The organism is Rhizobium sp. BT-226 (assembly GCF_025847085.2).
In the GTDB taxonomy this organism is placed as follows: Bacteria; Pseudomonadota; Alphaproteobacteria; order Rhizobiales; family Rhizobiaceae; genus Rhizobium; species Rhizobium sophorae.
Window position 1 is genome coordinate 621,202 of the sequence record NZ_JAOYTI010000003.1, and the last position, 23,129, is coordinate 644,330.

General features: G+C 60.3%; 18 protein-coding genes and 1 pseudogene. 16 read left to right on the forward strand and 3 right to left on the reverse strand.

Annotated elements, in window-relative coordinates; translation table 11 throughout:
• Position 1: 1 nt before the first annotated feature.
• A complete protein-coding gene (locus OIU37_RS22520; RefSeq protein WP_372353432.1) occupies positions 2–382 on the forward strand; it encodes a glycoside hydrolase family 95-like protein in 381 nt (126 codons plus the stop codon).
• Here OIU37_RS22520 and OIU37_RS22525 read toward each other — a convergent pair.
• Entirely contained in the window at positions 370–1,071 is a 702-nt protein-coding gene (locus OIU37_RS22525) for a sensor histidine kinase (RefSeq protein WP_264258679.1), read from the reverse strand. The two genes, OIU37_RS22520 and OIU37_RS22525, sit on opposite strands and share 13 nt — an antisense overlap.
• 397 nt (positions 1,072–1,468) lie before the next feature.
• Between OIU37_RS22525 and OIU37_RS22530 the strand changes: the two are divergent.
• The 15 genes and pseudogenes from OIU37_RS22530 to OIU37_RS22600 all read left to right on the forward strand — a co-directional run.
• A pseudogene (locus tag OIU37_RS22530) lies at positions 1,469–1,733 on the forward strand (putative quinol monooxygenase); the annotation flags it as partial.
• Positions 1,734–2,066: 333 nt separating this feature from the next.
• Complete coding sequence (locus OIU37_RS22535) at positions 2,067–3,236, forward strand: GlxA family transcriptional regulator (RefSeq protein WP_264258680.1); 1,170 nt, start codon at positions 2,067–2,069, stop codon at positions 3,234–3,236.
• Positions 3,237–3,421: 185 nt separating this feature from the next.
• A complete protein-coding gene (locus OIU37_RS22540) occupies positions 3,422–5,101 on the forward strand; it encodes an ABC transporter substrate-binding protein (RefSeq protein ID WP_264258681.1) in 1,680 nt (559 codons plus the stop codon).
• A 70-nt stretch (positions 5,102–5,171) separates the two neighbouring features.
• Positions 5,172–6,185, forward strand: coding sequence for an ABC transporter permease (locus OIU37_RS22545; protein ID WP_264258682.1), 1,014 nt, complete (start codon positions 5,172–5,174; stop codon positions 6,183–6,185).
• Positions 6,186–6,188: 3 nt separating this feature from the next.
• Positions 6,189–7,064, forward strand: a complete 876-nt coding sequence (locus OIU37_RS22550; protein WP_264258683.1) for an ABC transporter permease — start codon at positions 6,189–6,191, stop codon at positions 7,062–7,064.
• Positions 7,061–9,151 carry a dipeptide ABC transporter ATP-binding protein gene (locus OIU37_RS22555; RefSeq protein ID WP_372353424.1) on the forward strand — a complete coding sequence of 697 codons (2,091 nt, stop codon included), beginning with the start codon at positions 7,061–7,063 and terminating at the stop codon, positions 9,149–9,151. Before OIU37_RS22550 ends, OIU37_RS22555 begins: the two co-directional genes overlap by 4 nt.
• Positions 9,151–10,410 carry an MFS transporter gene (locus OIU37_RS22560; RefSeq protein WP_264258685.1) on the forward strand — a complete coding sequence of 420 codons (1,260 nt, stop codon included), beginning with the start codon at positions 9,151–9,153 and terminating at the stop codon, positions 10,408–10,410. The genes OIU37_RS22555 and OIU37_RS22560 overlap by 1 nt, the downstream gene beginning before the upstream one ends.
• On the forward strand, positions 10,407–11,840 hold the full coding sequence (gene hydA / locus OIU37_RS22565) for a dihydropyrimidinase (protein WP_264258686.1): 1,434 nt from the start codon (positions 10,407–10,409) through the stop codon (positions 11,838–11,840). The genes OIU37_RS22560 and hydA overlap by 4 nt, the downstream gene beginning before the upstream one ends.
• Positions 11,837–12,598: an SDR family NAD(P)-dependent oxidoreductase gene (locus OIU37_RS22570; RefSeq protein WP_264258687.1), complete on the forward strand. Its 762-nt coding sequence runs from the start codon at positions 11,837–11,839 to the stop codon at positions 12,596–12,598. Before hydA ends, OIU37_RS22570 begins: the two co-directional genes overlap by 4 nt.
• A 34-nt stretch (positions 12,599–12,632) precedes the next feature.
• Positions 12,633–13,670, forward strand: a complete 1,038-nt coding sequence (locus OIU37_RS22575; RefSeq protein ID WP_264258688.1) for an NAD(P)-dependent oxidoreductase — start codon at positions 12,633–12,635, stop codon at positions 13,668–13,670.
• On the forward strand, positions 13,670–14,578 hold the full coding sequence (locus OIU37_RS22580; protein WP_168316416.1) for an allantoinase PuuE: 909 nt from the start codon (positions 13,670–13,672) through the stop codon (positions 14,576–14,578). Before OIU37_RS22575 ends, OIU37_RS22580 begins: the two co-directional genes overlap by 1 nt.
• Positions 14,571–16,256 (forward strand): thiamine pyrophosphate-requiring protein, encoded by a 1,686-nt coding sequence (locus tag OIU37_RS22585; protein ID WP_171377228.1) that lies wholly within the window; start codon positions 14,571–14,573, stop codon positions 16,254–16,256. Before OIU37_RS22580 ends, OIU37_RS22585 begins: the two co-directional genes overlap by 8 nt.
• Before the next feature lie 16 nt (positions 16,257–16,272).
• A complete protein-coding gene (locus OIU37_RS22590) occupies positions 16,273–17,607 on the forward strand; it encodes a dihydroorotase family protein (RefSeq protein WP_182208103.1) in 1,335 nt (444 codons plus the stop codon).
• A 10-nt stretch (positions 17,608–17,617) separates the two neighbouring features.
• Positions 17,618–18,391: an SDR family NAD(P)-dependent oxidoreductase gene (locus tag OIU37_RS22595; RefSeq protein ID WP_182208104.1), complete on the forward strand. Its 774-nt coding sequence runs from the start codon at positions 17,618–17,620 to the stop codon at positions 18,389–18,391.
• 45 nt (positions 18,392–18,436) lie between these two features.
• Entirely contained in the window at positions 18,437–19,222 is a 786-nt protein-coding gene (locus OIU37_RS22600) for an SDR family oxidoreductase (RefSeq protein ID WP_182208105.1), read from the forward strand.
• 321 nt (positions 19,223–19,543) lie between these two features.
• Here OIU37_RS22600 and OIU37_RS22605 read toward each other — a convergent pair whose 3' ends face one another.
• Both OIU37_RS22605 and OIU37_RS22610 read right to left on the reverse strand, forming a co-directional pair.
• A complete protein-coding gene (locus tag OIU37_RS22605; protein WP_264258689.1) occupies positions 19,544–20,473 on the reverse strand; it encodes an aldo/keto reductase family oxidoreductase in 930 nt (309 codons plus the stop codon).
• A 412-nt stretch (positions 20,474–20,885) separates the two neighbouring features.
• The gene (locus OIU37_RS22610; protein ID WP_264258690.1) at positions 20,886–23,129 is read right to left on the reverse strand and encodes a glycoside hydrolase family 95 protein; all 2,244 of its coding nucleotides are present in this window, start codon (positions 23,127–23,129) and stop codon (positions 20,886–20,888) included.

Consider the following 23,129-nt stretch of genomic DNA (forward strand, 5'->3'; position numbering starts at 1 on the left):
GATGCTTGCCCATACCCGCAGCGGTGAAATCAGGCTTCTTCCTGCTCTCCCGCAAGCCCTGTCCACAGGCCGGGTATCCGGTCTGCGGCTGCGCCGCGGGATCGAATTGGATATGGAATGGTCGGAAGGGACCTTGCAGACCGCAAGACTGAAATCCACCCGCGAACAAACGGTACTTCTCCGCAGCAAGGCAGGCGAACAGACGGTCGCGTTGAGAGCGGGTGACTGGACGACCGCATCTGCGTATCATTCTTCATCTGGAGCAGCCTGCCCGGAGATCGAGGTCGCTGATGTCGACAAAATGTGTCTTCAGCACGACGGACTTACCCACTCGGTCCGGCCTGACCTGGGCGGTTGTGGGGTCGCGTGTCAAGGCCGGTGATCTGCTCCCAGGGATCGGTCTGTGAGCGACGACAAGGCTATTTCAAAATCACAGACAAACCCGGTATGGGCATAGTCCGCTACTACACATCCTCCCAGTTCTGACGTCGTTACCGCCTTTATAAGGCGAGATCCGAAGCCCTGGCGCGATGGAACCGTAACCGCAGGGCCGCCGCGCTCCTCCCATAGCAGTTTGAGCACGGGCTTGGCCGTTTCATTGCTGTTGGCGACAGACCATCGAAGAAACACCTGACCGCCATCCACGGACAGGGCTCCGTATTTGGCCGCGTTGGTCCCAAGCTCGTGGAGGATCAGACTCAACGGAAGGACCGCGCGGGCACTGACGAAGACCGGGTCGCCTTCAATCTGGACGCTATCTTCGCGATAGGGAGACATCGCTTTGCGGACGATGCCATGCAAGCTCGCGTTTTCCCAGTTGGAGATCGTCAGGAGATCGTACGCCCTGGCCAATGCTTCTAATCTGGCCTGAAGCACCGCCTCCTGACTGTCCGGGACCACCGGACCTAGCGTCTGGCGAACCACCGCGTTGACCGTTGCAAGCACATTCTTCACGCGATGTGTCAGTTCACCGACCAAAAGGTTCTGCAGCCGCTCTGCTTCCCGTCGTTCGCCGATGTCTCGTGCAATCTTGGAGGCGCCGATGAAATCAATGTCGCCGGGTTTCTGCACCCCCCCCGCCTCCGCGAACCGCCCACCAGACAGTCCGCATTAACGGTCGGTCCGAAGTGCATACCGAGAGAGCGACGTCGTCTACAACGGCATTCACCTCTATCTCGGGGGAAACCACGACCGAGAGCCGGCTCGAATGGATTTCGGCACTGGACAAGCTCGAAGCCCTTGCCCCTAAAGCGGTGATCGCCATGAAAATTATGATTTGCCGATGCCGTCTTAACCGTCACCCACTGAAGATGAAGAGCGAGCATTCCGCTCGAGCCAAGACGTCAGGCACTCCGCAGACGAAAAAACATCTCTACGGTGTAGGACTAACGGGAGACCTTATCGGGTTTTTTGCTGCCCTTCGTGCCGAAGGCGGCCTCGTCAACACGATAGCCTGAGAGAGTTCCCCATGCCAAACACACCTTTGACCATCATCGCCATCACCACGGCAAAGCCTGGCAAGGAGGCGGCGCTGGGCGGCCCAGGAAAAACTGGTTGCGGAAACCTTGGCGGAGGACGGCTGCCTTCGTTACGAACTGCACGAGTCGCCCGATGATGGACGCGTCCGCATCTTCGTCGAAACCTGGGCAAGCGAGGTGCAATGGCGCGCCCATATGCAGGGTGCTGCCATGCAGCGGTTTCAGGCGAGCGGCGTCGGTGAATTTTTCGCCGAGGAAGCTTCGGCTGCAAAACGCACAACTGAGGAGGATGCTGGATCGGTTCGAACGCTGAACGCCGCATTATCCACTCTCCGGGTTTGGGCCTGAAGAACATATAGTTTAAGGCGCCGTCGAAACGCGGCTTCGGGCTGATTAGCGACCGAAACAGTAACCTGCGCTCGCGCTCGAATGTCCGCTGATCAAAAGAAGTGGCGCCGGTTCCTATCTCGCGATGACCTTTGAATCCACGCTGGGGCCGGCATTATAGTCGGGCTCAATACTGTTGTAGCAAGTCGTGATGGGATGTGTCACACAGCCATCCATCCACCATCGACCAGCATATGTGCGTTGCTTCATCGCTGGCGAGGAACAAAGCGGCATTTGCGACATCCGGCTGACCATGCGGTGACGCTTAGTCGTCGATGTTTGTGTTTAGTTGCCTGCCCAAGTCCGCCACTGCTGCGGACCGGCAAAAGCATGGCAACCGGGATGTTTGGAGTTCGCCCCATGACGGATCACACCTATACGCTTAAGCAATTGGCACAGGGGCATCGACCGATCCGGATTGGCTTTTTCCTGGTGCCGGACTTCCCTCTGATGACCTTTGCGGCAGCGCTCGACTCGCTGCGGCAGGGCAATCGTCTGGCCAAGCGAAAGGCCTTTGAGTGGCTCATCCTGTCGGCGGATGGCGGCCATGTGAAGTCCAGCAGCGGACTGGGCTTCGATGCAGATGCGGCAATCAGCAGGGCGCCGCGCTGCGATATCGTCATCCTCTGCGCAGGCATCAATTATGCCGATGCCTATGATGCCAATGTCTTTGCATGGTTGAGGCGCATCCATTCGGAGGGGTGCGTGCTTGGAGCAGTCAGCACTGCCGTCTTCTTCCTGGCAAAGGCGCGATTGTTGGAAGGGCGACGATGTGCCGTTCATTGGGAGTCGCTTGCAAGCTTTCGCAGCGAGTTTCCGAACTGTCTCGCCACGGACGACATTTTCGCGATCGACGGACGTTTTCTGACCTCGTCGGGCGGAACGGTCACATTGGACATGATGCTTTACCTCATCTCGGCCGTGGAGGGTCGGGAGTTGGCAGCACTCATTTCGGACCAGTTCAACCACGCGCGGATACGGCGCCAGGACGACGTTCAGAGGATGTCGCCCGAAGATCGCTTCGGCATCCGGAATGCCAAGCTCGCCTTTGTGGTTCGTCGGATGGAAGCCAGCCTCGGCGATCCGGTCGAAATTTCCGATCTCGCCAATAGCGTGGCGCTTTCGCTTCGCCAGCTCGAGCGGCTGTTTCACGCCAATCTCGGCAAGAGTCCTACCCATTTCTACATAGAGCTTCGCATGACACGCGCGAGAGAACTGCTGGTCTACACGGAATTGGCGATCGGTGAGATCGCCGAAATCTGCGGTTATCAGTCAGCTTCGCATTTCGGCCGCTCATACCGCACGCGATTTCGCGAGAACCCTGCCGCGACTCGAAAGGCAGAGAAACTGCGAGAGGAGCCAATGTCATGAACAATGTCGATCCACGCAGAGAAGATGTCGGATCACCGCATATCACGGAGGTCCATCCCGTTTTAACGTAAATCAAGACGGATGGGTGACGGACAAAAAGTCCGCTGCGACCGAGCCTGGGACGAGTATCTTGCCGGCCGGTCCGACCAACAAAAATTCGGAACAGTTAAAGCGCTAACTAGGAGATGACTACCGTGGACAAGTCTCAGCATTCCTATATCCCGACTCTGGTCGAACAGATGTCGAGCGGCTCGATCGGCCGCCGAGAATTTCTGCGTAAAGCGACGCTTCTTGGTGTTTCGGCCGCAGCCGCATATTCTCTGGCCGGCGTTCCAATGCCGGGCGACGGCGCCCGGGCCGACGATATGCCGAAGGGCGGAAACCTGCGCATCGGCATGCGTTGCATGGAAATCAAGGATCCGCATCTGGCCGACTTTGCCGAAAAGTCGAACGTCATCCGCCAAACCTGCGAATATCTGACCCTCACGGATCGCAACAACATTACCCATCCTTATCTGCTGGAAAAATGGGAAGTCAGCAACGATCTGAAGACGTGGACGCTTCATGTGCGCAAGGACGTCAAATGGCGCAAGGGAAAGCCGCTGACGGCCGACGATGTGATCTGGAACCTGAAGCGCGTTTGCGATCCAGCAATCGGTTCGTCGATGCTCGGGCTTTTCACCGGTTATCTCGTGCAGGAATACGAAACCGGTGAAAAGGACGACAAGGGCAATCCCAAGAAGTCGAGCAAGCTCTGGGCTGACAATGCCATCGAGAAGGTCGACGATCACACCGTTCGTCTCAACTGCTCCTCGCCGCAGATTGCCGTGCCCGAGCACCTCTACCACTACCCGATGTTCATCCTTGATCCGGAAGAAAACGGTGCTTTCGGCGCTGACGCGAACGGCACGGGTCCCTTCGTTATCACCGAATACGTCGTCGGCAAGGGTGCCAAGTACAAAGCCCGCACCGACTATTGGGGCACCGGGCCATATCTCGATACGTTCGAATATGTCGACCTCGGCGACAATCCGGGGGCCGGCATCGCGGCCATGGCTTCCAAGCAGGTCGATGGCCTGTCGGAAGCTGACGCAGTCCAGATCAATGCAATGAAAAATTTCCCGCATGTGGCAGTCTATCAGGTCGATACGACCCAGACGGTCGTTGCTCGCATGCATCCAAATATCGACCAGTTCAAGGACAAGCGCGTGCGCCAGGCGATGCGCTATGCGATTGACCGCGACAAGGTTATCCAGACCGCGCTTCTCGGTGCCGGTGTTCCTGCCGAAGATCATCACGTCGCGCCGTCACATCCCGAATATGCGGCCTTGCCGAAATATCCCCGAGATATCGAGAAGGCCAAGAAGCTCCTGGCCGACGCAGGCTATCCTGACGGTTTTGAATTCGACATGACGACGCGCCCCGACCCGATCTGGGAGCTCAACACGGCGCAGGTCCTGGCCGAACAATTCAAGGACATCGGTGTGAAGGTCAACATAAAGTCGCTGCCGAGTGCGCAATATTGGGAAGTCTGGACGACGTCGCCGTTCAGCCTGACGGCCTGGGGCCATCGGCCGCTGGCAATCATGACGCTGTCGCTCGCCTACCGTTCGAATGCCGCCTGGAACGAGTCCAAATATTCCAATGCGGAATTTGACAGGCTGCTGACGGAAGCCGAAGGCATCCTCGATCCGAAGGAGCGCAGCAAGGTCATGGCGAAGATCGAGGCGATCATGCAGGACGACGGACCAATCGTTCAGCCCTTCTGGCGTGTTTTCTCGACCGTCATGGACAAGAAGGTCAAGGGCTTCGATCTCCATCCTTCGCAATACATCTTCGCGCATCAATACGCGATCTCGGTATAACCTCCCGGCTGGTGCCTGGCCGCGTTCGCGCGGTCGGGTGCCGGGCGCAGATATTCGGGCTTGTCCGGCTATGGCGAATTTCCTCCTCAAGCGCTTGGCGATGATGGTCGTGACGATGCTCTGTGCCTCGTTTCTCGTCTTCGCCGTCTGCGAGTTCACTCCCGGCAGCGTGGCGCGCAAGTCGCTCGGTCCTTTCGCTACCCAGCAGCAGGTGGACCTGCTGTCGCAGAAACTGAAGGCCAATGATCCACTGCTGGTGCGCTACGGTCGCTGGCTGGGTGTGCTCGTCGGCGCAATCCCCGATCCGCTTCAGGATCCGGCCACCGGGCTGAACTTCAAGGACCCGCGTGGCGCCCAGTATTTCGGCAACTTCGGATATTCCACCCTGAACAAGCTACCCGTCAACGACGTCATCTGGGATCGTCTCGGCAATACCTCCATCCTCGCCGGGCTGGCGTTCCTGCTGATCGTGCCGCTGTCGATCACTTTCGGCATCCTGTCGGGGCTGAAAGAGGGCGGGGTGCTGGACCGGACGCTTTCGATCATCTGTATCACTTTTACCTCCATTCCGGAGTTCGCGTCAGGCGTCTTCCTGGTGACGCTCTTCGTGATCCTCTGGCCGATCCTGCCAGGCACGAGCCCGCTCAACAGCGATGGCGGCTGGGCAGTGCCCTATCAGTTCGTCCTGCCCGTCGCGGTGCTGGTCATCTATGACTTCGGCTATGTCGCCCGCATGATCCGCGTCTCGATGATCGGAGTCATGGAGCGGCCCTATATCCGCACCGCAATCCTCAAGGGCATGAGCACGCGCCGCATGGTCCTAGGGCACGCGTTGCGGAATGCGATGATCGCACCGTTCACCGTGCTCCTGCTGCAAATCAACTTCCTGATCAGCGGCGTCGTCGTCACCGAGCTCGTCTTTGCCTATCCGGGCTTCGGCCGCCTGATCCTTGACGCAAGCCTGTTCGGCGATATCGCAACGCTCGAGGCCGCAACATTGATCACGGTTGCCATCGCCGTTGTCACGCAGCTGCTTGGCGACCTCGGCTACATGCTGCTCGATCCACGCATCCGGCTGAGGTAAATCATGGCTGTTCAAGACAATATCACCGGAGTGGTCACCGCACCGCCAAAGCGTGCTGCAAGGCCCAACTGGATGCGCATCTTTCATTCGCGCACGGCCGTCGTCGGGTTTTGCCTTGTTCTCTTCTGGGTACTTGCAGCCCTTCTTGCGCCCGTCCTGCCGCTACCGTCGCCGACGGATTCCGATGTCATGGCGATGAGCAACCCCTATCCTTCCGCTGCCCACTGGCTGGGGACCGATATTCTCGGTCGTGATATGCTGTCACGGTTGATCTTCGGCGCCCGCACAGTGCTCTCCGTTGCGCCGCTGTCGGTGGCGGTCGCAATGATCGTCGGCATCACGATGGGGATGATTGCAGGCTACTATGGGGGCTGGATCGACGTGCTGATCAGCCGCGTCTCGGACATCATACTGGCATTTCCGGTTCTCGTTATCTACGTCATCCTGATCGCCAATATCGGACCGTCGGTCCTCAACATCGTCATTGCGACGATGATCGCCTCGGCGCCGGGTATCGGTCGCATAACGCGCGGCCTGGTGCTGGGTCTGAAGCAGCAGGAGTATGTCGCGGCAGCAAAGCTGCGTGCTGAAAGCACGCTCTACATCATGATCGTAGAACTGCTGCCGAACTGCCGCAGCCTGCTGATCGTCGATGCCTGCCTGCGCATCGGCTACACGATCATCACCATCGGCATCCTCGGTTTCCTCGGCCTCGGTCTGCCGCCACCGAACCCGGACTGGGGTGGCATGGTCAAGGAAAGTGTCACTGTACTGAATGTCTGGCCACACATGTCGCTGATCCCGTCTGCCGCGCTCGTCAGCCTGGTCCTCGGCTTCAACCTGCTCGCCGACGGCATTCGGGAGGCATGGAAATCATGAACATCATCGCGTCCAGTCTTCAAGGAGCGGCCATGTCCATCACGCCGTCGATCGATTGTGAACCCGTTATCGACATCGCCAGCCTTCGCGTCGAGTTTTGTGGCAAAAGCGAAACGGTCGTCGCGATCCCCGACCTCTCGTTTAAGGTCATGCCGGGCGAAAGCTACGGCCTTGTAGGGGAATCGGGCTGTGGCAAGAGCACGACGGCCATGGCGATCATGGGCTATCTCGGAAATACCGGGGTGATTGCCGGCGGCAGCATCCGCTTCAACGGCAAGCAACTGGTCGGTGCTTCGGCCAAGGATCTGCGCTCCATCCGCGGGCGGCAGATCGCGATGGTCTACCAGGATCCGATGAGTGCGCTCAATCCGGTGAAGACGATCGGTGCGCAGCTTGCCGAAGTCCCCCTGCTTCACATGGGCGCAAGCAAAAAAGATGCCATTGCCATGGCGGAAGCGATGCTTGCCGACGTCCGCCTGCCGGACCCCGGCGACATGATGAAGCGGTATCCGCATCAGCTTTCCGGTGGCCAGCAGCAGCGCGTGGTCATCGCCATGGCACTGCTTGCCAAACCGTCGCTGTTGCTGCTCGATGAACCGACAACCGGCCTCGATGTGACGGTCGAAGCTGCCGTCATCGATCTGATCGCCGAATTGCGCCAACGCTATTCGACCAGCCTGCTGTTCATCTCGCATAATCTCGGCCTGATCGCAGAGAGCTGCGATCGTCTCGGCATCATGTATTCCGGCGAGATGGTAGAAGAGGGAGCGACATCAGAAGTATTCCGCCGGCCGAAACATCCGTATACGCGCGGCCTTATCGATTGCATTCCCGACTTTACCGGCGATAAGCGCAGCCGCACGCTCGCTGCCATTCCGGGCTCGATCCCGCTGCCGCAGGAAAGGCCGCAGGGCTGTCTTTTCGGGCCGCGCTGTTCGAGTTTTGTCTCCGGCCTCTGCGACCGTCCGGACCTTGCGCTGGAGCCGGCGGCGGAAGAGCATCTGGTGCGCTGCGTCCGCTGGCCCGAAATTTCGGCAGTAGAAGCGACGGTTGCTCCGGTCGAGACAAAGATGACTGCAAGATCGACGGCGATAACGCTGTCCGATGTGAACCGTCTCTATCCCGTCGGCCGCCAGAAGACCGTCAAGGCAAACGAAGCGATCAGTTTCGAAGCGGCAACAGCCGAGATCGTGGCGCTGGTCGGCGAGTCCGGCTGCGGAAAATCCACGCTGGCGCGCATCGTGACGGGTCTCGACAAGGCGACCTCGGGCGAAATACGCATGGCTGGTGAAAATATTGCCGAATTGCAGGCGAGCGAGCGTCCGCGGGAACTGTTGCAGCAGGTTCAGATGATCTTTCAGAACCCTGACAGCACGCTCAACCCTTCGCATTCCGCCGCTTTCTCCATCCGCCGTTCGATCAAGAAGTTCGGCATCCGCAAGGGAAAGGCGGAGATCGAACAGCGTGTTCGCGAGCTTCTGGAAATGGTGCGATTGTCTCCGGCCGTTGCAGACCGAAAACCAAACCAGCTCTCCGGGGGCCAGAAACAACGCATTGCCATCGCACGCGCCTTTGCGGCGGAACCGTCGCTCATCGTCGCCGACGAACCGGTCTCGGCCCTCGACGTCTCGGTGCAGGCCGCGGTCGTGACGCTGCTTCTCGATATTCAACGGGAAAAGCATGCCACGATGCTGTTCATCAGCCATGACCTGGCGTTGGTTCGCCACGTGGCAGACAAGGTTGTGGTCATGTATCTCGGTAAGGTCATGGAGCAGGGGACCGTCGAGGAAGTCTTCGGCGAGGGCGCACATCCCTATACCGAAGCACTTCTCTCAGCGATCCGCAGCCCGCATCCGGATGAAGCGCCGCGCGAGCGTATTCGCCTGTCCGGCGAAACACCGAGCGCGGTCAACGTACCCGCCGGCTGCCGTTTTGCGACGCGGTGCCACCGCAAGCTCGGCAGCATCTGCGACACCGCTCCGCCCCCACTGCGCAAGATGTCCGATACGCACGAGATTCTCTGCCACATTGATCAGGCAGATCTGGCCGCCCGGCCTTCCGTCCTTGCTTTTGCCGAAAAGGCATAATGATGCGCGATCCCGATCGGATTGGTGACTTCTGGCGGAAAGCCGCAGGCCTTCGTGCAATCCTGCATGTCATGGCGAGCATCTGCATCGTCGCGACTGGCAATTCTCTTCTGACGACCACAGTTTCTCTGCACCTCAGTGACCCTGCAATCGATCCCCACATTGTCCAGTTATTGCTGACGGCGTTTCCCATAGGCTTCCTTGCCGGATGCCTGTCAGCCCGCTTCATGGTCGTCCGCTTGGGACATGAGCGCTCTTTCCTGGCCGTCGCATTGTTCGCCGGTGTTGGCGCCTGCGGCTACATGCTGACGCAAGCCGCGCCGGTCTGGTTCTGCCTGCGCCTGATAAACGGCTTTTCCATCGCGACGCTGTTCGTCCTGTCCGAAAGCTGGATCAATCTTTACGCTGGCCAGAAGAACCGCGGAGCTTATTTCTCGCTCTATATGCTGATGACGTCGCTGGCGACCCTGTTTGCGCAATTGCTTGTCGAAGCGGCCGGAGCGGACTCTCCCCATCTCTTTCAGATCGTGCTCGGCGTCATCCTTCTTGGACTGATCTACGCCCGCTTTATCGGTGGACCCTGGCCCACATTGCGCCTGCCGCTGGCAGTAGCGGTCGAGGCCGGCAACGCCCACTCCGGGCATCGCTATGGCATCTGGCGGCTCGTCGCTCTCGCACCGGTGGCTGTCGTCTGCGTCTTTCAAGCGGGCATGACGAATATGAATGTCTATACGATGACGCCGATCTATGCGGAGCGGGTGCACCTCGACGCGGCGGTGGCGGTGACACTGGTAACCGCTTTCAGCCTGGGCGGCATGCTCGCTCAGGCGCCGGTCGGATGGTTGTCGGATCGTATGGACCGGCGCGTTCTACTTCTCGTTCAGGGATTGGCGGGAGCAGGACTGTGCGGAGCAATCGCCTGGCCTGGAAGCTATCCGCAGACGCTTCTCTACGGTCTGTTTTTCGCCTATGGCGCAATTGCGCTGACGATTTATCCGGTCGGTATCGCTTACGCTAACTCACAGCTCGATAGCCGCCATATGGTCTCGGCATCGGGTAGCCTGCTGCTCCTTTATTCGATCGGCAACATCACGACACCTGGGCTCGCCGCCCAGCTGATGGAGCTGTTTGCACCGCAGGCACTCTTCCTTCTGCTCGGGAGCGGCGCGTTCCTGGTTGCTGTCGCTGCCTGCTTCAATCTGCTGCGCCGTCCGATCGGCGCCACCAAACATTGCCTCGTCTCGGGAGGAAGCGAATGATGCCCGCCAAGCCTTATGACCTCGTGATCCGTCGTGGCCGTGTGGTGTTGCCGGATGAGACCAGGCAGATCGATATCGGCGTTCGAGACGGCGCGATTGCGGCGCTCGGACCGGATCTGCCCGAGGGGAAACATGAAGTCGTGGCCGAGGGGCGTATCGTGCTGCCCGGCGGCGTCGATAGCCATTGCCACATGGATCAGCAGCCCTGGGAAGGGAAGGCGACAGCGGACGATTTCAACACCGGCACGCTGTCGGCGATGTGCGGCGGCACGACAACGGTTGTGCCTTTCGCCATGCAGATGCGTGGCCAGTCGCTACGCGATATCGTCGAGGATTATCACGAGCGCGCCCGTTCGAAAGCGCGTATCGACTATGGTTTTCACCTGATCGTCGGCGATCCATCAGCCGAAGTGTTGGGCAACGAAATTCCCCAGCTGATCGCGGAAGGCTGCACCTCGATCAAGATCTACCTCACCTATGACGGGCTGAAGCTCGACGATTATGAGGTGTTGAATGTGCTCGACCTTGCGCGTGCTCAAGGCGCGATGGTCATGGTTCACGCGGAAAACGATGCCTGCATTCGCTGGTTGACCGAAAAATTCATTGCCGCGCGCAAGACCGAATTGCGCTACCATGAAAAAGCGCATTCAGCGATCGGCGACCGTGAAGCGACCTTCCGGGCGATCAGCCTTTCAGAACTGATCGAGACGCCGATCCTCGTCAGCCACGTCGCTGCGGGCGGCGCCGTCGAGGAGATCCGCCGCGCCAAGGCGCGCGGGCTTCCGATCTACGCCGAAACCTGCCCGCAATATCTCTTTCTTTCGGCTGAGGACATCGACACCCATGATCTCTCTGGCTCCAAATGCGTCTGCACGCCGCCGCCGCGCGACAAGTCGAACCAGCCTGCAATCTGGGCCGGTATCCTGGACGGAACGCTGGAGGTTTTTTCTTCGGATCATTCGCCGTGGCACTATGCGGATAAGATAGCGGGCGGGCCGGGGACACCGTTCCACCGTATTCCTAACGGTATTCCCGGTATCGAGACACGGCTCGCCTTGCTCTTTTCTGCTGGCGTGAACGGCGGCCTGATCTCGCTGCAGAAATTCGCTGACCTGACCGCCGGCGCCCCGGCCCGGCTGTTCGGTCTTCATCCGCGCAAGGGCAGGATTGCCGTAGGCGCAGACGCCGATATCGCGATCTGGGATCCGGATCGCAGCATGACGATCACCAATTCGCTCCTGCATCACGCGACTGACTACACGCCTTATGAAGGACAGGTCGTCAAGGGCTGGCCCATCATGACGATCTCGCGGGGCGATATCGTCTGGGACAACGGAAGAATCATGGCCGAGCCCGGGCGCGGCCAGTTCATTGCCCGACAGCGACCATTCCCACCGCAGCAAGGTCTTTCGAAGGTCCTCGCATCATGACCGCACCGATGTCACGTCTTGACGGCAAGGTGGTCTTTCTGACGGGCGCTGCGAGCGGTATCGGCGCGGCAATTGCGCGCCGCTGCATCGATGAAAGCGCTTCGGTGATCTGTGCGGATCAATCGCCGGAGGGCGTCTTGGCGCTCGCGCAATCCCTTGGCCCCCGTGCTTTCGGCATCCAGTGCGATGTCACCGACAATATTTCCGTCGGTCGCGCGGTAGGTACCGGTACCAGACATTTCGGTCGACTCGACGGTCTTGTGCACAATGCCGCGGCACCTTCGATGGACGGCACGGTCATCGATCTTGCTGAAAAGCAATGGCGACTGGAAATTGATGTCATCCTGACGGGTGCCTTTCTAGTCGGCAAGCATGCGCTTCCGGCGATGATCGAAGGTGGCGGCGGATCCGTCGTCTTCATCGCATCGCAGTTCGCGCATGTGGCGACCGCCAAGGCCGTCGCCTATTGCGCGGCAAAGGCCGGGCTCGTGCATCTCGCCAGGGCCATGGCGGTCGATCACGCCGGCGATGGTATCCGCGTCAACAGCCTGTCGCCTGGTGCCGTGGCGACGCCGAGATTGCTGCAGCGGTGGCCGGACCTCGAGGCGGCCAATGCCGGGTTGGGGCCCGCGCATTTGCTCGGACGCATCGGGCAGCCGGAGGAAATAGCCGCCGCCGCCGCCTTCCTCTTGTCGTCGGATGCATCGTTCGTCACCGGAACCGACCTCCTGGCCGACGGCGGCTACGTTACCCGCTGATACCTGCGTTGAAGATCTTTTGGATGAATTTGATATGACCCTTCTTGTCACCGGCGGAACCGGCTTCGTCATGAGCGTCCTTGCGCGGGAATGGCTCGAACGCGATGCCAATGCGCGCGTCGTCATTCTCGATTGCGCCGGCCTGGATGCGGTGGCGGAGCGCTATTTTGCGCCGGTCCGTGATCGGCTGACGGTGGTCACCGCCGACATCTGCGAGCCCACTCAATGGGAAGCGAGACTCGACAGCCACGATGTCCGCTACGTGGTGCATGGCGCCACCGTCACCCCCATCTCGCGCGGCAGTGCCGCCGAGGCAAAGCGCCAGCCCGAAGCCGAAGACCCGGCCAGGATCGTCGATGTCAATTTCATGGGCACGGTGCATATTCTCGAATGGCTGAGAAAGCGTCCCAGGATCCAACGCCTCGTCTTCGTCAGTTCGGGATCGGTCTACCGTCATCACGGGCCGGACTGGACGGGCGAACCGCTTCCGGAAGACGGCTATGTTGCACCGCTGACGCTGTACGGCATTTCCAAGTTTGCAGCTGAGATGGTCGTCAACCGCTACGCCGATCTTTTCGGTCTGTCGGCAGCCTCCGTCCGGCTTGCGTCGGTCTATGGACCGATGGATCGGGTCACCGGCAGCCGCAATTTTCGGCATGTGCCAAACCGCGTCGCCCATATGGCGCTTGCCGGGGAAACCGTCCGGCCGAACAGCCTGGAACCTGTCGGCGATTATGTCACCTCGACGGATGTGGCGGATGCGATCATCGCGCTGCTTCTCGCAGAGCGCCTCCGTTACCGGCACTACAATATCGGCAGTGGCGAGACCTCGACCATCGGCGACATTATCGGCTGGGCGAAGGAGCGCGCACCTTCTCTGCAGGTCGAAGTGAGCCCGGCGCAAACCGCCAACATCATCCAGGACATTTCACTGAAAGACGGCATGTGGGGAGCCTACGACATTGCCCGTATCGCGCGGGACACGGGCTGGCAGCCACGCAGCGCCAGGCAGTCGTTCCACGACTACATGGACTGGATCGTCGAAAACGAAAATCAGAGCGAGGGAAAGTGATGAGCGCTGCTGCAAAAGATCAATCGCGTGATTTTGTCGGCTATGGCCCGAACCCACCGGTCATCACCTGGCCAGGTGGCGTGAAGCTGGCGATCAACCTTGTGCTGAACTATGAGGAGGGCGCCGAATATTCCTGGCTTGAAGACGGGCGAAACGACAACTGGGGCGAATACAATATCCCCAACAGTCCGCCGTTGCGCGACCTCGGCACCGAAACACATTTCGAATATGGCAGCCGCGCCGGCGTCTGGCGCTTAGCACGACTGCTCGACCGCTGCGACATCCCCGTAACGGTCTCGGCCTGCGCCGTTGCGCTGGAGAAAAACCCTGCCGTCATCGAGTGGATGAATGCCCGTGGCCACGACCTGCTCGGCCACGGCCTGCGCTGGAGCGAATATTCCGGCATGCCGCGCGATGAAGAGGAGCAGCAACTCCACGAAGCCGTTGCCCTCTATCAGAAGTTGACTGGCAAAAGGCCGCTCGGCTGGAATTGCCGCTCCTTTCCAAGCGTCAACACCCGCGATCTGATCGTCAGGGAAGGCGGCTTCCTTTATTATTCGGACCCCTGCAACGACGATCTTCCGTATTTCCTCGATCACGAGGGTACGAAGCTTCTCGTCGTACCCTATTCGAAAACGCTGAACGACAGCCGCTATCTGATCGCGCCGGGCTATAGCAATCCGCGCGACTTTGTCGAGGATTGCCGATCGGCGATCGACTACATGATCGGCGAAGCGGACGAAACCGGCGGGCGAATGCTGACGATCGGCGTACATGCCCGCTGGATGGGCCAGCCCAATCGCGCCTCCGGCCTGCGTGACGTTATCGAACACGTCAAGTTGACCCCCGGCGCCGCCTTCATGCGGCGCGAGGACATCGCCCGTTATTGGATCGCTCATCATGGCTGACGGCACGCATGCACTGACGGACGGCCATTTGCGTGCAGAGACGATGAGTGGCGCCGAATATATTGCCGGGGTCCTGAAGGAGGAAGGTGTCAAGCAGATCATCGGCTTTCCGGCGAGCGAGCTTTTTGATGCTTCAGCCGCGCTCGACATTCCGCCGCTGATTGCGCGCACGCAACGCGTCGCCGTCAACATCGCAGAAGGCTATGCCCGAGCGACAGCCGGCAAGGAGCTTGCCGTTGTCACCGTGCAATATGGTCCGGGTGCCGAAAGTGCATTTGCCGGCATTGCGCAGGCTTTCAACGACCGTGTGCCGATGCTGTTCCTGCCGACCGGCTACCCCCGCGGATCGGAAGCAGTCGCCCCGAATTTCGAATCCCGCCGCAACTTCCGGCACATTACCAAATGGTGCGAGGCGGCAACGCAGGTCGATGATCTGCCGAAGCTGATGCATGCGGCGATTTCGCGTGTCAGAAACGGGCCGCCGGCGCCGGTCCTGCTCGAATTGCCGGTCGATCTGCTTGCCGAAAGGCTTGATGCTCTGCCGACCGATCATCGTCGACCACGCCGTAGCGTACCGCAGGCCGGCGACCGTGAGGTGGTCGATCTGGTCGAAAGCCTGCTCGCCGCCAAAAATCCAGTCATTCTCGCGGGGCAGGGGGTGCTGTCAGCATCGGCGACGCCGGAGTTGGTTGAGCTTGCCGAACTCTTGAACATTCCGGTCATGACGACGCCGAACGGCAAGAGTGCCTTTCCGGAAGATCATCCGCTTGCTCTCGGAACGGCCGGACGCGCTCGGCCCGCGACCGTCGACCATTTTCTCGAGGGGGCGGATGTGGTGTTCGCGCTCGGCAGCAGCCTAACGCGCTCCTACTACATCCTGCCGGTCCCGGACGATAAAACCATTCTGCAGGTCACGCTCGACGAGGCGGATCTCGGCAAGGACTATGCGGTTGCCCAGGGCGTGGTCGCAGACGCCGCCTCGGTCGTGAAACAGATGATCGCGCTCATCCGCAGCAATTATCTCCCTCTCGGCGAACGTCAGCAGCCGGCAGCAGAAATCGCAGCTATCCGCGCCGTCTTCATGGAGAAGTGGATGCCGCTGCTGACGTCGGACAGCACGCCGATCTCGCCTTATCGCGTCGTCTGGGAGATCATGCAGGCGATGGATCCGAAGACTTCGATCGTCACGCATGATGCCGGCAATCCGCGCGACCAGTTCTGCCCGTTCTACGTGGCAACTACACCCGGCAGCTATATCGGCTGGGGCAAGACGACCCAGCTCGGCAGTGGCCTTGGGTTTGCGATCGGGGCCAAGCTTGCGCGCCCCGATGCGACGGTCGTCAATCTGATGGGCGAGTCCGCCTTCGGGATGGTCGGCATCGATTTCGAGACCGCCGTGCGCTGCAATCTGCCTGTCTTGACCATCGTGCTCCGCAACAACGTGCTCGGCGGCTATGCGAAAAGTATGCCGATTGCCAGCACGAAGTATGGCGCAAATCAGGTGACAGGCAATTACGCGCCGATCGCCGAGGCGCTCGGCGGCCACGGGGAGTGCGTGCGCGACCCGGCACAATTACGCCCCGCATTGCTGCGCGCCCTCGCCAAGGTCAAGGCTGGGCAGGCAGCCCTTGTCGAGGTCGTCACGCACGAAGAGCCGCGGCTCGCGGGTCTGTGGTAGGGAGGCGGAGGTTGGAATGTTCGACACGCTGATTACCGGCGGCATGGTCGTTACTGCAACCGGTCAAAGCCCGGCGGATATCGGCATTCTCGACGGACGCGTCGCGGCCCTGCGAGCGCCGGGTGAGCCCGCGATGGCGCGCAGCTTCATTGATGCGAGCGGCAAACTCCTGCTGCCCGGCCTGGTCGACGCCCACGTTCATCTGCGCGAACCGGGGCTGACGCAGAAGGAAGACTTCGAAAGCGGCACGCATGCCGCAGCGCTTGGCGGTGTCACGACCATCCTCGACATGCCGACGGACGATCCGTGGACGGCAACCGCGCAGCAATTGTCGGATAAGATGGAAAGCGCTGCGGGGCGGATCAGTGTTGATGTCGGTTTTCAAGCAGTAGTTTCGAAGCGCTGTGACAGCCTGGAGGACCTGCTTGCCTTGTCGCCTGTTTCTCTTGAACTGTTCACTGCCGACGTACCCGTCGACTACTGTTTCGACAGTCTGGATGCTGTCACTGAGATGCTGCGCCGGTTGGCAGGCGTCGGGCCGGTGATCGGCGTTTCCCCTGGCGACCAATCGATCCTCGAGGGCAGCGCCGGACGTGACCGTGGTGGCGATATCCAGGCATTTCTGGCAAGCAGACCGCCGCTCGCCGAAGCCGGGGGTATCGCTCGCGCGGTGTTGGCGGCGGCCGAGACCGGGGCACACGTGCATGTGCGCCAGGTCAATTCGAAGCTTGGAATCGAGACCTGGCGCCGCCTTCATGGCATGGCGGATGTCACCGTCGAAACGACGCCGCAGAACCTGTTCTTCACCTCCGGCGAATACGAGATCTCCGGCGCCAGACTCAAGGGATCGCCTCCGTTCCGCAGCCACGACGATGTCGCAGCCCTGCGCGATGCGGTCGCGGAAGGACTGATCACAATCATGGCCACGGATCACGCGCCGCATAGCCGAGCCGAGAAGTCGGCGACCTATGGATCATTTGCCGACATTCCCGGTGGGATGCCGGGCCTCCAGACGCTGCTTGCGGTGATGTTGGATCTTGTCGCTGAAAAGCTCATCGCACTTCCGGATCTGGTGCGCATGTGCTCCTATAACCCTGCTCGCCGCTTTGGGCTCGGGCTCTCGAAAGGATCGATCGCCGTCGGTTGCGATGCAGACATCCTTATTGTCGACATGACCCGTTCCACCGCGATCACGGACGCCGGTCAGCTTTCGCGTGCAGGCTACACGCCGTTTCACGGCAGACGCACCGCTGGCAAGCTGACGGATGTCCTCCTGCGCGGCGAGTGCATCGTCAAAGACGGAACGCTCATTGCTCCCTGCCGCGGTCAAGTTGTCCGCAGCGTTGCCTGAAGGAACTCCCATGCCTCTGCTTGATAGAAAAGTTGCAATTGTTACCGGCGCCAGTTCAGGTCTCGGCCGTGCGATTGCGCTTCGCTACGCGGAAGAAGGCGCGATCGTTGTGATTGCCGATGTCTCGGAGGCGCCGATCGAGGGAGGCGATACCACGCTTGCCCGCATTATGGCTGCAGGGGGAACGGGCCTGTTCATCAAGACCGACATCTCCAACTGGGCGGATGTCGATTCACTCGTCACGCAAACGGTGAAAGAGTTCGGTCGGCTCGACATCATGGTCAACAATGCTGCGATCTACACCTCGACCAATCTTCTCGAAACCTCTCCGCAACAATGGGACCGGGTGATGTCGGTCAACGTCACCGGTTTCTTCTATTGCTGCAAGCGCGCGGCTGAGCAGTTCCTGACGCAGGAGCCTGAGGGCGAGGCACGAGGGCGGATCATCAATATTTCCTCCCAGCACGGCATGCTGGCTTGCCCAGGTGATTTTCCCTATGGCGTCAGCAAGGGGGCGATCGTGCAGATGACCCGACAGATCGCCGTCGACCACGCCGCCAATATGATCCTCTGCAACGCGATCGCGCCGGGGAAGATCATCACCGGCAAGCCAGGTGTTGCCAATGATCCCGACGCGCTCGACTATTCGCGCCGGCGCACGCCGTGGCCGCGCCTCGGCGAACCGCGCGACGTCGCGGGGGCCGCCCTTTTCCTCGCCTGCGAGATGGCGAGCTACATCACCGGCGTCAACCTGATGGTCGACGGTGGCTGGATGGCCGGCTGATCGGGTGCTGAACAAAAATCGACAACAACGGAAAGGAAGCAGACGATGGATCTGGGATTGAAAGGCAAGATAGCCCTCGTGCTGGGGGCCGGCGGGGGGCTTGGCGGGGCGATCGCAAAAACGCTTGCCGCTGAAGGCGCGCAGATCGCGGTTGCCGACATCAACAAGGAAGCGGCCGAAAAGACGGTTGCCGACATTCGCACGGCCGGTGGCTCGGCGATGGCACTGGAATGGGACCTTGCCGAGCTCGGGGTGATCGAGCCCAATCTCGCTGCCATCGAAAAGCAGCTCGGTTCGGTTGATGTGCTCGTCAACATCACCGGCGGCCCGCCGCCGACACTGGTGTCCGGTCAGAGCGCCGATAGCTGGCGTAAATATTTCGACAGCATGGTGCTGTCGGTCATCGCCATCAGCGATGCCGTTCTTCCCAAGATGCGCGAAAAGAAGTGGGGCCGCATCATCACCTCGACGTCGTCTGGTGTCGTGGCGCCCATTCCCAACCTCGGACTTTCGAATTCGCTGCGCATGTCGCTTCTCGGCTGGTCGAAAACGTTGGCGGGCGAGGTCGGTCGTGATGGCGTGACCGTCAATATCGTCTTGCCAGGCCGTGTCGCCACGCAGCGTATCACTTTCCTCGACGAACAGAAGGCGAAGCGCGAAGGAAAGGCCGTCGAAGAGGTTTCAGCGGCAAGCACTGCTTCGATCCCCGTCGGGCGCTACGGCCAACCGCAGGAATATGCCGACGTTGTCTCGTTCATGGCAAGCAGCCGCGCCTCCTATCTGACCGGATCGGTGATCCGCGTGGACGGGGGTCTAATCTCGAGCGTGTGATTGCGCCCTGCCTTCAATTTCTTTTGGAAAACAGGACTTTCACTGAAATTTCGACTGTCATAACTGCGAGAAGAAGCCTCGGTTGGCCAGCGATGTTTGCTATGGCTTTAACTCGCAATCATGGGCGGAGCCATCGAATTTCCAATGGACAGGCGCGGCATGGGAACAGCGTCAGGTAGGAGAGTCTTTTCCGGCCCCGAGGTCTCGGTTCGGTCTAAACGACATTCCTCGAAATCTTCGCGATGGTTTCTATGTCCTTTAAAACCGTAATAAGACGCGGCTTGATGGCGACATTCGCGAACGCCACCACCCGCATGCGGGTTAGGGTAGAGTATGTCCCGCAGCTCGGAAGAGGCGATACCATTCCTCGCGGGTCATCGAGATAGAAGAACCGGCCGCGGCTTCGACGACACGTTCCGGCTTCGTAGTGCCGAGCACGACTTGAATTTTTGCCGGATGACGGATGATCCACGCAACCGCGATGCCCGTCGGCGTTACACCGTAGGCCTTGGCGAGTTCGTCGATTGCGCCGTTCAGATCTGCGAAATTCTCGCTATCGCCGAGGAAGACGCCATCGAAGAAGCCCTTCTGGAAAGGCGACCAGGCCTGTAGCATCATCCCGTTGATACGAGAATAATCGAGGAGACCGTTGTCGCGGTCGATCGCCTGGTCGAGCCCGGCCATATTGGCCGCAATGCCCGATGCAATCAGCGGCGCATGCGTGATGCTAAGCTGTACCTGATTGACGATGAGCGGTTGCTTGACCGCGGTTTTCAGCAGTTCGACCTGGCCAGGTGTATGGTTTGAAACACCGAAATGGCGGACCTTGCCGGCAGATGTGAGCGTGTCGAAGGCCGCAGCAACCTCTTCCGGTTCGACAAGCGTATCAGGACGATGCAGCAGAAGCACGTCCAGATAGTCGGTCTTCAGCGCTGCGAGCGACTGATCCACCGAGGCCAAAATGTGCTCGGCAGAGAAATCGAAAAATCCCTTGCGGATGCCGACTTTGCTCTGGATGACAAGCATCTCGCGTTCGGCGGCGGTGAGGAAAATCGCCTCGCCGAAACGAGCCTCGCAGCGATGCGGAGCACCGCCATAAATGTCCGCATGGTCGATATAGGTGACGCCGGCATCGCGTGCGCTGCCAACCAACTGCTGGATTTCGCCATTGCTCATATTGGCGATCCGCATCATTCCGAGAATGATACTCGACACTTTGAGGTCGGTCTGTGGAAGCGTGTATGTTTTCATTTCAGTAAAACCTCATGCAGGTTGCAAACTGGCTGACTTCACTTCTGGTAACAAATTTGATTGGCCGCATGCTCGCCGGGCGAGAGGCCGCTCCTCCGATTGCCTATTGTCGCGAACGATGCGCCGCGCAAGCTATGACCTCATCATCGGCGCGATTTGCTCTGATCACTCTTCAAGCAAGCGTGTTTCTGACGCTAAACGATGGTCTCGGCCGTCTTTCTTAAAAGCCTGTCGCGTGCCTGCGTGACGCGATCATAGCGTCGCCTGCAGGCTTCGGGTCCTTGCGCTCGAGTGCAAGCACCGTCTTCGACAATCTCGGCGACGTCCGGCGTGTAGCCGCAAACCCGTCTCCGACCAGATCGGACAAACCGTGTGCCGTACGAGCTCAGCCCAGCACGTCATCCGCGCGGATTTAGCGCAACTCGCTTCCGCCCTCGAAAAAACTTTCGCCAGCGGCGAGATCGACTTTGCGTCGCGTTTGGCCGAAGCGAAGGATCGAACTGACATTGCGCGAGGCCGTGAGCCTAATCGTCAGCGGTTCGCCATCCTCCCAGTCAAGATCGAGCAGCATGCCGCCGCGGAGGCGCAAGCCACGGATCGTGCCGCCAGGCCATGCCGTCGGCAACGCAGGGAGTAAATGGATTTCCCCAGGGCGGGACTGCACGAGCATCTCTACGATGCCTGCTGCACCGCCGAAATTTCCGTCGATCTGAAAGGGCGGATGAGCGTCGAACAGGTTTTTATAGCTTCGTTCCGGCGTAAGAAGCAGTTTCAGTACGTTGTGGGCATGGTTGCCATCGCGCAGCCGCGCCCAAAGGTTGATGCGCCAGCCAATGCCCCACCCCGTCGCGTCGTCCCCGCGGATCTCCAGTGAACGGCGGGCGGCGGCGGCGAGGTCGGGGGTTCTGTCCATGTCGATCTGCCAGCTCGGATAGAGGCCGTAGAGATGCGAGACATGGCGGTGATGCATCTCCGGCGCCTGCATGTCCCAGTCTTCGAGCCATTCCTGCAACTGGCCATTCGCACCGATCCTGTCGGGCGCAAGGCGCGGCAGCACACGATCGATGTCGGCGACAAGATCGGGCTCTTCACCGATCGAGACTGCGAGAGGGCGCAGGAGACCCAAAAAATCGCGGATGAGCTGGCTATCCATCGCCGGACCGGCGCAAATCGAAGCTCCGTACGGGTGGACGTTTTCGGGTGAAAGCGACGGGTTCGTCACCAGATAATCCGTGCCGGGAAGCGGGACGAGCACGTCGAAGAGGAAGTGTGCCGCGTCCCGGGCGATCGGAAACAGTCGACGTCGCATCGCGTCGGCGTCATCAAGGTAGTCGCAAGCGTCCAGCAACTGCGCCATCAACCAGATACCGCCCGTTGGCCAGAGTCCCCATTTGGCGCCGTCGATCGGTCCCGTTGCGCGCCAGAGATCGGTATTGTGATGCATGACCCAGCCGCGGGCGCGATAGTGTACATGTGCCATCGCCTTGCCGGTCTGGGCAAGCTCTTCGGCCATTGCGACGAGCGGCTCGAGGCACTCGCGCAGATTGGCCGGTGCCGGTAGCCAATAGTTCATCTGGAGATTGATGTTGGCTGTGTATTTGCTGCCCCAGGGCGGCTCCGTTTCCGCATTCCAGATGCCCTGCAGATTGGCCGGTTGCGTCCCGGGACGCGACGAGGCAATCATCAGGTAGCGACCGAACTGCACATACAGCGCCGCCAGCGCCGGATCATCGCCACCAGCGAATCCAGCGATACGTTGGTCGGTTGGAAGCGACGCTGCTGGCGTCGATCCGAGATCGATGGCGAATGCGCCAAACAGCCGCCGATGCTCTTCGATATGGTCGTCGCGCAACGATACGAAGTCGCGCGAAGCGGCTCTTTCGAGCCTATCGACGATATCGCGCTCGGGATGTCCCAACACGTCGTCGTAGCGCCTGAAGCTCGTCGCCGCATCGAGAAGGACCAGAACCTCGTCAGCGCCTTCTACCGACAGGGCTCCCCCCGAAGCGTTCACCGTTCCACCGCTGTTGATAAGCCGGATGCCAAAGGCGAACCGGAGAGCGGCGGCAATGCCGGATTCTGCTTTGCCCTTTCCCGAAAAGCTCAGCTGAGATCCCTCTCCTATGCGCATCTCTCCCTGCTGTGGACTGTCGATGGAGATCCGGCAGCTTATCGCGCGTTTCCGGTCAGCGGAGAGGCGCAGGACGAGCACACCATCGACTGGCGACACGAAGGCTTCGCGCAGGTAGGTGGTGCCGTCGGCAGTGTAGGACGAGGTAGCGATGGCGGTATCGAGATCGAGCGCGCGCCGATACCCGGAGACGCGCTCGGCGCGCTTGAATTCGAGGCGGAGATCGCCGATCGGCTGGTAGGACATCTCCTTGATCGGCCGTGCCATCAGATGCTTCTCGGCCAGCGCCTCGGCGTCCGCATAGTTGCCGTCGAAAATCAGCTGCCGCACGGTTCCCAGATGACCAAAAGCGTCTGGATTGACGGGCTGATAGGGACCGCCAGCCCAGAAGGTGGATTCGTTTATCTGCAGGTGTTCGCGCAGGGGATCGCCGAAGACCATGGCTCCGAGCCGGCCGTTGCCGAGCGGCAGCGCGTCCGTCCATAGCTGTGCGGGCGTATCGTACCACAGAAGATGAGCGGTCAT

Coding starts and splice junctions, on each gene's coding strand:
- OIU37_RS22520 (WP_372353432.1), top strand. CDS start 2: ATGCTTGCCCATACCCGCAGCGGTGAAATCAGGCTTCTTCCTGCTCTC.
- OIU37_RS22540 (WP_264258681.1), top strand. CDS start 3,422: ATGACTACCGTGGACAAGTCTCAGCATTCCTATATCCCGACTCTGGTC.
- OIU37_RS22545 (WP_264258682.1), top strand. CDS start 5,172: ATGGCGAATTTCCTCCTCAAGCGCTTGGCGATGATGGTCGTGACGATG.
- OIU37_RS22550 (WP_264258683.1), top strand. CDS start 6,189: ATGGCTGTTCAAGACAATATCACCGGAGTGGTCACCGCACCGCCAAAG.
- OIU37_RS22555 (WP_372353424.1), top strand. CDS start 7,061: ATGAACATCATCGCGTCCAGTCTTCAAGGAGCGGCCATGTCCATCACG.
- OIU37_RS22560 (WP_264258685.1), top strand. CDS start 9,151: ATGATGCGCGATCCCGATCGGATTGGTGACTTCTGGCGGAAAGCCGCA.
- hydA (WP_264258686.1), top strand. CDS start 10,407: ATGATGCCCGCCAAGCCTTATGACCTCGTGATCCGTCGTGGCCGTGTG.
- OIU37_RS22570 (WP_264258687.1), top strand. CDS start 11,837: ATGACCGCACCGATGTCACGTCTTGACGGCAAGGTGGTCTTTCTGACG.
- OIU37_RS22575 (WP_264258688.1), top strand. CDS start 12,633: ATGACCCTTCTTGTCACCGGCGGAACCGGCTTCGTCATGAGCGTCCTT.
- OIU37_RS22580 (WP_168316416.1), top strand. CDS start 13,670: ATGAGCGCTGCTGCAAAAGATCAATCGCGTGATTTTGTCGGCTATGGC.
- OIU37_RS22585 (WP_171377228.1), top strand. CDS start 14,571: ATGGCTGACGGCACGCATGCACTGACGGACGGCCATTTGCGTGCAGAG.
- OIU37_RS22590 (WP_182208103.1), top strand. CDS start 16,273: ATGTTCGACACGCTGATTACCGGCGGCATGGTCGTTACTGCAACCGGT.
- OIU37_RS22595 (WP_182208104.1), top strand. CDS start 17,618: ATGCCTCTGCTTGATAGAAAAGTTGCAATTGTTACCGGCGCCAGTTCA.
- OIU37_RS22600 (WP_182208105.1), top strand. CDS start 18,437: ATGGATCTGGGATTGAAAGGCAAGATAGCCCTCGTGCTGGGGGCCGGC.
- OIU37_RS22605 (WP_264258689.1), bottom strand. CDS start 20,473: ATGAAAACATACACGCTTCCACAGACCGACCTCAAAGTGTCGAGTATC.
- OIU37_RS22610 (WP_264258690.1), bottom strand. CDS start 23,129: ATGACCGCTCATCTTCTGTGGTACGATACGCCCGCACAGCTATGGACG.